Genomic DNA, 9403 nt, shown 5'->3' on the forward strand with positions numbered 1-9403 from the left:
CTCTGCCGATCCCTTGCCGCCGTCGCGCTTCTCAGCGGCCCCGGCGTCGTGGGAGCCGCGTTATAGGCGGGTTGGATTAGCCCGGCAAGTGCTTTTTTCATCGACCCGCATTTTTTCGCTGCACCGCATCACGAGCCAAGAAGGACGGTCATCGCCCCTTCGATCAGCCGCCGGGCGTTGGCGAACAACGTCGCCATCTGAAGGGTCACCAGGAAGGCCAAAGCGTAGACGATCCCCGGTTGGGAGTCCTGCCAATCGAGGACACGGCGGGTCAGCCGCTCCGGCACCGGGACAGCCAGCACCGCCGCCATGATAAGGACACCGACCACCCCGCCGGCCAGGATATCCGTCGGGAAGTGAAGCCCCAGATAGACGCGCGGCAAACAGATCACCACCAGCGTCCACACGAAGGCAAAGGCTCCGACCAGCCGGTTCGACCACCACAGGGCAGCGGCCAGAGCGAAGAACAGCACGGCGTGGTCGCTGGGAAAGGAACTCCAGCCGTCGACCGCCCAGGCGTTCACATCATAGGGGACGACGAAGCCCAGTTCCGGATCATGGACCGGGCGAAGGCGCATCGGCAGGAAGTTCTGCATCCCGCGCCCGATGGCGATGGCCAGCAGCGCCCCGAAGATGGTCCGCACCGCGTAAAGATCCAGCCCGATCAGCCGCCCGCTGCGCCGGGTCCAGCACCACCACAGCAGCGCCATCAGCACACCGCCCTTCAGCAGGTCGCTTTGAGCGATGACATAGATGGTCTTGTCCGCCGCCATGCTGGCGCGGCTGTAGCCGTTCAGCCAGCCAATGATGACGAGGTCGAATGCCGTGGTCACGCCGTTCCCTCCGTTCCGCCAAGCCGGGCGACCTTTGGAAGGCCCGCCGCTGGAAGCTAGGAACGGAAGGGCAAGCCCCGAGGGCGCCGGTTATCGGACTTATCCCGGAAGGGTCAGCGCCGCTCGTAGACGCTGTCGCCACCAGCCCCACCGAACAGAACGACGTCGTAAGGGTCCTTCACCCCTGTCTCCATGCCGGGCGAGCCCTGCGGCATGCCGGGAACGGCGAGGCCGACCGCCGCCGGGCGTTCGCGCAGCAGCCGCTGCACGCTGTCGGCGGGCACATGGCCTTCCAGGGCATAGCCGCCGACCAAGGCGGTGTGGCAGGACTGGAGCCGGGCGGGCACGCCGAGACGCACCTTCACCGGTTCCACATCGTCGACCTCCTGCACGGTCACCGGAAAACCGGCGGCCCGCATATGGTCCACCCAGCCGCCGCAGCAGCCGCAGGTCGGCGATTTCCACACCATCACCTCCGGCTTGGCCGCGGCAGAGGCCGCGGCGACGGAGGTGCCGGCCAGGCTGCGCACCGCGATGGCCAGAGCGCCCACCGTCAAGCTCGCCCCCATGGCCGTGAGAAACATCCGACGATCCAACATTCGCAACACCCGCTCCACAGACTTGCGGAAAGATGGCCTGCCGCCACCCCGTTTCAACGCAGTCTGCCGCCCGCCGCCGCCGCCTGCTTTGATCGTGGTCAAACGACATGCCGCGGACCGACGGTTGCGAAAGGACGAAATTCATTCCATAAGGACAACGAACCCGTTGCGCAGGTGAAGTTGCATCGGTTACCGCTGAATGGCAGCAATCCGCGTGGCAAACCCTGACCGGCACCGCCGGGAAACCGGTTGTTGGCCGGCAACAGGCCTAACGGACGGGCAGGCTGAACGGGCAGGCTGAACGGACGGACAGGACGGGCGGAACGCACAGCATGGAAACCGACCTTCTGTTCGCAGACGACGACCAGCCGCCGCCGCCCGAGGACGGGGCGGAGCCGTGGATCGTGCTGATCGCCGACGACGATCCGGAGGTCCATGCGGTCACCCGGCTGGCGCTGGGGGGCCTGCGCTACAAGGGGCGTCGCCTGTCGCTCGTCAGCGCCCTGTCGGCGGGCGAGGCCGCGGCCATCCTGCGCTGCACTCCCAACGTCGCCATCATCCTGCTCGACGTGGTGATGGAGACGGACGATGCCGGGCTGCGGCTGGTCCGCACCATCCGCGAGGAGCTGAACAACCACGCCATCCGAATCATTCTGCGCACCGGCCAGCCGGGACAGGCGCCGGAGGAGGACGTGGTCCTCGCCTACGACATCAACGACTACAAGTCCAAGGCGGAGCTGACGGCGAAGAAGCTGTTCACCTCCGTCGTCGCGGCCCTGCGCGCCTACGCCGACATCGTGGCGCTGGAAACCAACCGCCGCGGGCTTCAGCAGATCATCCAGTCCACCGACCGCCTGTTCGAACTGCGCTGCATGCAACAGTTCGCGGCCGGGGTGCTGACGCAGCTGTCCGCCTTCCTGCGGGTGAAGCCCGACGCCATCCTGTGCGCCCAGCGCGGCGCCACCGGCCGGCCGCTGCCCGACGGCGCCTTCTACGTGCTGGCCGGGGCCGGCTGCTACGCCGAGGCGGCCGGGCAGACCGCGTCGCCGACCGGAGCGGTGGCCCCGGACGCGATGATCCCGCCGGCCCTCGCCGACCGCATCACCGACGCCTTCCGCAGCCGCCGGAGCCATTACGGCGCCAACGAGACGACCCTGTTCATCCGTGTGCCGGACGGGCACGAAGTGGCGGCCTGGATTCACACTGACCGGCCTCTGGACGACGTGGACCGTGGGCTGGTCGAGGTGTTCGCCTCCAAGATCGCCATCAGCTTCGCCAACGTCAGCCTGTATGAGCGGCTGCGCGAAGCCAACGAGACGCTGGAGGCCCGGGTCGCCGAACGCACCCGGGCGCTGGAGGCGGCGAACGCCAAGCTGGAGCGGCTGGCTACGGTCGATCCTCTGACCGCCGTGTGGAACCGCCGGCATTTCCTGGACCTCGCCGCCGCGGAGCTGGGGAGGGCGCATCGACACGGGCGACGGCTGAGCGTGATCCTGCTCGACCTCGACAATTTCAAGGCGGTCAACGACGGCCACGGCCACGCCGCCGGGGACGCGGCGTTGCGCACGGTGGTGGTCCGCGCCCGCGAGGCCCTGCGCACCTCGGACCAACTCGCCCGCTTCGGTGGGGAGGAGTTCGTCGCGCTGCTGCCGGAGACCGACCTTGCCGGGGCCCGCATCGTGGCCGAGCGGGTGCGCGCCGCCATTGCCGGAAGCCCGGTGGTGACCGATGGCCGGGCCATCCCGATCACCGCCAGCCTGGGCGTGGCCGAGTGGAGCGCGTCGGAGCCCTCCATCGAGCTGACCTTGCGCCGCGCCGACGCCGCGCTCTACGAGGCCAAGCTGGCCGGACGCGACCGCGTGTGCGTCGCGGACGAGCCTAAAACCCCAGCCCGCCCCTGATCCGGCGTCGCGCCGCGCGCGTCACCGGCAGCCAGGAGAAGACGGCTCTGGAGCGCTGGAAGAGGGGCCGCCGCTTTCTGCTCTGGGGCCTGGACGAGGCGAAGGTGCGGGAGAAGATCAACGCCCGCCATCCCGAACACAACGGCTTCTCCATTCTTTCAGTAAAGCCTTACCTCGGTTGACGACCCGGACGGATAGGCTTCCTCATTGGGGGGAGCCCCGGTGGCAGTCATCTGCCGGACGGACGGTTGCTGTCACCTCTTTTCGCTACCATGTCCTTCACAGTTGCGTCATTCTGCTCGGGTCAAGCGGAGGAGCCATGATGGATCTCGATCTGGTCGTGCTCGTTGGGGCGATGGCTGCGGCCCTCGCCGGTCTCGCTGCCGCCCGCCCGGCCATGAAGCCGGTGCGCGTGCGCAGCCGGAACCGCCGTCGGCGCTGACCCACCGGCGCCGCGCCAGGCGGCGCTGCGGTCAGGCGGCGGCCTTGCCCCGGAGACGCTCCGGGGCTGCCGTCAGCGGTCCAGGTTGCGGATCGCGCGGTTGAGTTCATACTCTTTGGAAGCGACATGCGCTTCCAGGTTTCCCACGCGCTTCTCGAAATCGCGGAAGCGTTGCGTCAACCCGGCCAGGGTGCGGTCGGGCTTGATCGAAACGCCGCGCCAGAAGGCCTCCTCCTCCGAATTGCGGTAGACTGCCGGCGGCTTGACCGGCAGGACCAGCACCGCGATCACATAGGCGAGAAGCACCGGCGGCATGAAGAAGAACAGGCCGAGCACCAGGGCCAGCCGCACCAGTCCGGGCCGGAACCCGAAATAATCGGCGACGCCGGCGCACACGCCCCCCACCACGCCACGCTGCGGATCGCGAAAGAGCCGGTGCGGGTTGGGCGAGTCGTAGGGCGAAGAACGGTCCATCGTCGGGCTCCCGTCAGGTCGGAATGAATGTGGAATACGGCCGGCTCACAGCTTGTCGCGCCAGTTGGGCGACTCCGCGTCGAGCACCCGTTCCAGCGCGTGGATGCGGCCCTCCAGGCGGTTGGAGATGTCCCACAACTCGCCCAGAAGCTGCTCGTCCTGGGCCGACAGCCCGCGCTGCCCGCGCCATTTGGTGATGTAGTGGAAGATGATCCAAAGCGGTGCCACCACGGTCATGAAGAGCACCGCGAGGACGAAGCTGAAACCGCTCATCGGGGGACGGCCTTTCTTGTTGTTTGGGAAACCCCTCTCCCGCGAACCGGCGGGAGAGGGGACTCAACGCCAACCCCGCTGTCGGGAAAGACGAAGTCGGGGCCGGCGCCCGCGCCGGTGCGAGATCAGCTTCCCCGGCGCGCGGCGACGCGGGCCTTCAGCGCGGCCAGCTCGTCCTGAACCTTCTTGTCGGCCTCCAGCTCCGCGATCTCCTCGGTCAGCGTCTTGGTGCGGCCCACATCGTAGGCCTCCACACGACCCTCCAGCTCGTCGAGGTTGCGCTCCACCTGCTCGAAGCGGGAGAAGGCGTCGTTGATCCGCTCGTCATGCAGGGTGGAGCGGACGCGCACGCGGTTGGCCGCCGTCTTGGTGCGGGCGACCAGCGCCTTCTCGCGGTTCTTGGCGTCGGTCAGCTTGGCCTGGAGGCGGCCGATGTCCTCGTTGGACTTGGACAGCGCCTCCTCGACCTGGACCAGCTGGGCGGTCAGGACATCGGCCTCCTCTGCAGCGCGGGACTTGGCCAGCAGCGCCTGCTTGGCAAGGTCCTCGCGGTCGTGGGTCAGGGCGGTCTCGGCCTTGCGGTCCCAGGAGTCGCGCTCGCGGTGCAGGTCGGCGATGCGGCGCTCGATCTCCTTGCGCTCGGCGATGATCTTCACCGTGGAGGAGCGCACCTCGACCAGCGTGTCCTCCATCTCCTGGATGATCAGACGGATCAGCTTCTCCGGGTCCTCCGCGCGGTCGAGCAGGGAGTTGAGGTTGGACTGTACGATGTCGGTCAGGCGCGAAAAGATGCTCATGAGGATGTGTCCGTTTTTGGTCGCTTGATGGGCGGGCGTTGACGGCGTCAGCCGAGGATCGTGGCGATCAGCAGGCCGGCGGCGAAGAACGCCCAGCTCTCGGTCGGGCGGGAGGTCAGGTAGGTCCGGATGCGCGCCGCCAGCGGACGGGCCTCGCGGGTGTAGCGGCGGTGGTAGTCGCTGTAGTGGCTCATGCGGGTCTCCTTGTTTGGTCCCCTTCTTCGCAATGGCCGTGCCAAAGCCGGGAATCCCTACAAAGCCTTGGATTTCCTGGAGCGAATGGACGGCGTCCGAGGTTGGAGCATCGCCCTTTCCGCGATAGAATGAAGAAATTCGCCAACTCTTCGCCTTTTTGACCATGCAACCCAATCCGCCTTCCCTGCTCGGAGAGTCCCCGGCCTTCCACGCGGTCCTTGCCCACGTCTCCCGCGTGGCCCCGCTGGAGCGTCCTCTGCTGGTCATCGGGGAGCGCGGAACCGGCAAGGAGCTGATAGCCGCCCGCCTGCACTATCTGTCCCGCCGCTGGGACCGCCCCTTCGTGAAGGTGAACTGCGCCGCGCTGACCGAGAGCCTTCTCGATTCCGAGCTGTTCGGGCACGAGGCCGGGGCCTTCACCGGGGCGATCCGCCGGCAGATCGGGCGGGTGGAGCAGGCCGACAGCGGCACGCTGTTTCTGGACGAGATCGCCACCGCCAGCGCCGCCGTTCAGGAAAAGCTGCTGCGCGCCGTCGAGTATGGCGAGATCGAGCGGGTCGGCGGGCGGACCCAGACCGTCGATGTGCGGGTGATCGGGGCGACCAACGCCGACCTGCCGGCGCTCGCCGAGGCCGGGCGGTTCCGCGCCGACCTGCTGGACCGGCTGGCCTTCGACGTGGTGACCCTGCCGCCGCTGCGCGCCCGGCGCGAGGACATCCCCATCCTGGCCGAGCATTTCGCGCTGGGCATGGTGCGGGAGCTGGAACGCTCCCTGTTCCCCGGCTTTGGCCCGCGGGCGCTGGAGCAGCTTCTGGACCATGACTGGCCGGGCAACGTGCGCGAACTGCGCAACGCGGTGGAGCGCTCCGTCGCCGCGTCCGACCCGGAGGGGCCGGTGGAGGAGATCCTGCTCGACCCCTTCGCCTCCGCCTGGCGGCCGGAGGCGCCGACGACTCCCGCCCCGTCACCGGACGTCGCGACGAACGAGGTGCCCGTTGCCGCCGGAGACTTCCAGGAGCAGGTGCGGCGCTTCGAGTCCGGGCTGCTGGAGACGGCGCTGGAGCGCAACCGCTTCAACCAGCGCCAAACCGCCGAGGCGCTGGGGCTCGGCTACCACCAGCTTCGCGGGCTTCTGAAGAAGCACGGGCTGATCGGAAAGCCCGAGTAGGAGCGGCTATTTCTTCTCCAGCAGCAGCGTCCCCTTGCTCTGAAGCCGGTCCTTCACCTTGTTGGCCAGCAGGCCGAGCGCCCAAGGAAGCTGCACCTCCACGGTGACGCTGTCGTCCTGCACATCGATGAAGCCGGTGACGGTCTGGGCCATCGCCACCACGCGGAAATCCACGCGGTCGTCGGTCCAATGGTCGTCCATGCTGCTGGCGACCGCGGCGAGGTGGGAGCGGGCCTGCCCCACCCCCTCCGCCACGCGCCGCTTCGCCTCGTCGCGGCCGAGCTTGTGGGGAATGGAAACGGTCAGGGGTTTTGACATGAACAGGCTCTCCGCTGCGTCAACGCTTATTCATGGAAACAACAGTCCGCGGCGGCTTTTCTTCCACCCCCGTCATCCATCTGCAACGGTGCTAAGACAAATCTTATCTCTTTCGAGGGCGCTCTTTCGTCGCAACGGGGCGGCGGCGTATAGCTTTCCATCACAGATTACATCGGGCATGGATTTCTTGGGGGCCGCGACCGCGCCGTGAGCAACGATCGACCGGGCGAACTCTTTGCGGGGCCGCGCCCCATCCAGACGCGGGGCGAGGAACCGACGCTGCGCCCCCGCCTGCCCAAACGCGCGCCCAAGCCGGAAAAGCCCGCCAAGCCCGAGAAACCCAAGGCCGAGAAGCCGCGCAAGCCCGCTCCTCCGCCACGGAAGGCCGCTCCGAAAACCGCCAGAAGCGGCGGGCGGCGGACGATCCTCGGCACGCTGGTCTATGCCGGGATGGTCGCCGGGGTGTGGTGCGGCATCGCGCTGGGCGCGGTGCTGGCCTGGTTCGCCCTGGACCTGCCGGACATCTCCAAGGTCGCGCAGTTCGAACGGCGCGCCTCGGTCACCGTGCTGGCGGCCGACGGGGCGGAGTTCGCGCGCTTCGGCGACCTGCACGGCACGACGCTGGGCGTGAGCGACCTGCCGCCGCATCTGATCCAGGCCGTGCTGGCCATCGAGGACCGGCGCTTCTACTCGCATTTCGGCGTCGATCCCATCGGTCTGGCCCGCGCGCTCTACGTCAACTGGCGGTCCGGGCGCTCGGCGCAGGGCGGCTCCACCATCACCCAGCAGCTCGCCAAGAACCTGTTCCTGACGCCCGAGAAATCGCTGAAGCGCAAGATCCAGGAAGCCATGCTGGCGCTGTGGCTGGAACACCGCTTCACCAAGGACCAGATCCTCACCGCCTATCTGAACCGCGTCTATCTGGGGGCGGGCACCTTCGGCGTGGACGCGGCGTCGCGCACCTATTTCGGCAAGCCGGCGACCCAGCTCGACCTGCGGGAATCGGCGATCATCGCCGGCCTGCTGAAGGCGCCCTCGCGCTACGCCCCGTCCTCCAACCCGGACGAGGCGGCGGAGCGGTCGCGCGTCGTGATGGGCGCCATGGTCGACGCCGGCTTCATCACCGCGCAGGAGCTGGAGGCGGCGCGCAACGCCCCGCCGTCGGCCAAGCGCAAGCCGGGCGGCGATGGGCGCTATTTCGCGGATTGGGTGACGGAACTGGTCTCGGCCTTCGTCGGCTCCGGCCACGGCGACGTGGTGGTCCGCACGACGCTGGACCTCAAGCTGCAGCGCGCGGCGGAGCAGCGGCTGGAGGAGATCCTGTCCGGCCCCGGTGCCGCCGCCAACGCCCGCCAGGGCGCCCTGGTCGCCATGACCACCGACGGCGCGGTGCGCGCCCTGGTCGGCGGGCGGGATTACGACAACAGCGAGTTCAACCGCGCCACCCAGGCGATGCGCCAGCCGGGATCGGCCTTCAAGCCCTTCGTCTATCTGGCGGCGCTGGAGGCCGGCTGGTCGCCGGACAGCCCGGTCGAGGACGCCCCGGTCCGCATCGGCGGCTGGAGCCCCGGCAACTACGACGGCAAGTTCCGCGGCACCGTCACCATGGCCAACGCGCTGGCCCATTCGTCCAACACCGCGACCGTCCGCATCATCGACCGCATCGGGGTGGAGCGGGTGCGCCGGGTGGCGGCGGGGCTGGGCATCAACTCGCCGATGGGCAAGGACCTGTCGCTGGCGCTCGGCACCAGCGAGGTCAACCTTCTGGAGCTGACACGCGGCTACGCCGGCATCGCCAACCGCGGCGCCCCGGTCTGGCCCTACGCCATCACCGAGATCCGCGACCGCGACGGCAACGTCCTGTACCGGCGGCAGGCCGGCGGCTCCGTCCCGGTGGTCGACCCGGCGCACGCGGTGCAACTCACCCGCATGATGACCGGCGTCATCGAGTACGGCACCGGCAAGTCGGCCAAGCTCGACCGCCCGGCGGCGGCCAAGTCGGGCACCACCCAGGATTACCGCGACGCCTGGTTCGTCGGCTTCACCGCCGACCTCGTGGCCGGGGTGTGGCTGGGCAACGACAACAACGCCGAGATGAAGCGGGTCACCGGCGGCTCGCTGCCGGCCAAGCTGTGGCAGGGCTTCATGCTGGACGCCCACGCCGGACGCCCGCCCCGCCCCCTGCCGGGGATGGAGGGCGCCCCCGCCTATGTCGCCTCCGGCGGCATCGCCGAACCCGCCCGCGCCACCCCGGCGGCGGCTCCGGCGCGCGGGTCTTCGGGTGGCGGGGTGGCTTCCGGCATCGGCTCGCTGATCGAGAGCCTGACCGGCAAGGGCAGCGCGCCCCAGGTGCTGTCTCTTATACACATCTGACGCTGCCGACGATTATACGCGAGTGTAGAT

The 9403-nt window shown here is 68.7% G+C and carries 11 protein-coding genes; 4 read left to right on the forward strand and 7 right to left on the reverse strand.

Going from position 1 to position 9403, the window contains the following annotated elements:
* Positions 1-128 precede the first annotated feature (128 nt).
* Positions 129-833 (reverse strand): phosphatase PAP2 family protein, encoded by a 705-nt coding sequence (locus tag Q4I23_RS26840; protein WP_498528228.1) that lies wholly within the window; start codon positions 831-833, stop codon positions 129-131.
* Between the two features lie 113 nt (positions 834-946).
* Complete coding sequence (locus Q4I23_RS26845; protein ID WP_454020387.1) at positions 947-1417, reverse strand: DUF411 domain-containing protein; 471 nt, start codon at positions 1415-1417, stop codon at positions 947-949.
* Between the two features lie 347 nt (positions 1418-1764).
* Here Q4I23_RS26845 and Q4I23_RS26850 point away from each other — a divergent pair, with 347 nt between their 5' ends.
* The gene (locus tag Q4I23_RS26850; protein WP_498528229.1) at positions 1765-3333 is read left to right on the forward strand and encodes a diguanylate cyclase; all 1569 of its coding nucleotides are present in this window, start codon (positions 1765-1767) and stop codon (positions 3331-3333) included.
* Between the two features lie 319 nt (positions 3334-3652).
* Positions 3653-3775, forward strand: coding sequence for a hypothetical protein (locus Q4I23_RS26855; protein WP_014239103.1), 123 nt, complete (start codon positions 3653-3655; stop codon positions 3773-3775).
* A 72-nt stretch (positions 3776-3847) separates the two neighbouring features.
* Here Q4I23_RS26855 and pspC read toward each other — a convergent pair whose 3' ends face one another.
* From pspC to Q4I23_RS26875, 4 genes are all read right to left on the reverse strand, one after another.
* The gene (gene pspC / locus Q4I23_RS26860; RefSeq protein ID WP_237904442.1) at positions 3848-4249 is read right to left on the reverse strand and encodes an envelope stress response membrane protein PspC; all 402 of its coding nucleotides are present in this window, start codon (positions 4247-4249) and stop codon (positions 3848-3850) included.
* Positions 4250-4294: 45 nt separating this feature from the next.
* Complete coding sequence (gene pspB, locus Q4I23_RS26865) at positions 4295-4522, reverse strand: envelope stress response membrane protein PspB (protein WP_454020385.1); 228 nt, start codon at positions 4520-4522, stop codon at positions 4295-4297.
* 125 nt (positions 4523-4647) lie between these two features.
* Positions 4648-5319, reverse strand: coding sequence for a phage shock protein PspA (gene pspA, locus Q4I23_RS26870; protein WP_454020384.1), 672 nt, complete (start codon positions 5317-5319; stop codon positions 4648-4650).
* Between the two features lie 47 nt (positions 5320-5366).
* Positions 5367-5513: a hypothetical protein gene (locus Q4I23_RS26875; protein WP_014239099.1), complete on the reverse strand. Its 147-nt coding sequence runs from the start codon at positions 5511-5513 to the stop codon at positions 5367-5369.
* Positions 5514-5677: 164 nt separating this feature from the next.
* Between Q4I23_RS26875 and pspF the strand changes: the two genes are divergently transcribed.
* Positions 5678-6682, forward strand: a complete 1005-nt coding sequence (gene pspF / locus Q4I23_RS26880; RefSeq protein ID WP_498528230.1) for a phage shock protein operon transcriptional activator — start codon at positions 5678-5680, stop codon at positions 6680-6682.
* Positions 6683-6688: 6 nt separating this feature from the next.
* Here the strand turns inward: pspF and Q4I23_RS26885 are convergent, their stop codons facing one another.
* Positions 6689-7000: a polyhydroxyalkanoic acid system family protein gene (locus tag Q4I23_RS26885; RefSeq protein WP_014239097.1), complete on the reverse strand. Its 312-nt coding sequence runs from the start codon at positions 6998-7000 to the stop codon at positions 6689-6691.
* 207 nt (positions 7001-7207) lie between these two features.
* On the opposite strand from Q4I23_RS26885, the gene Q4I23_RS26890 reads away from it, so the two are divergent.
* Positions 7208-9373 carry a transglycosylase domain-containing protein gene (locus Q4I23_RS26890; RefSeq protein WP_498528231.1) on the forward strand — a complete coding sequence of 722 codons (2166 nt, stop codon included), beginning with the start codon at positions 7208-7210 and terminating at the stop codon, positions 9371-9373.
* The last annotated feature ends 30 nt before the right edge of the window (positions 9374-9403 follow it).

This window comes from Azospirillum sp. UFLA03-27 (assembly GCF_059803775.1).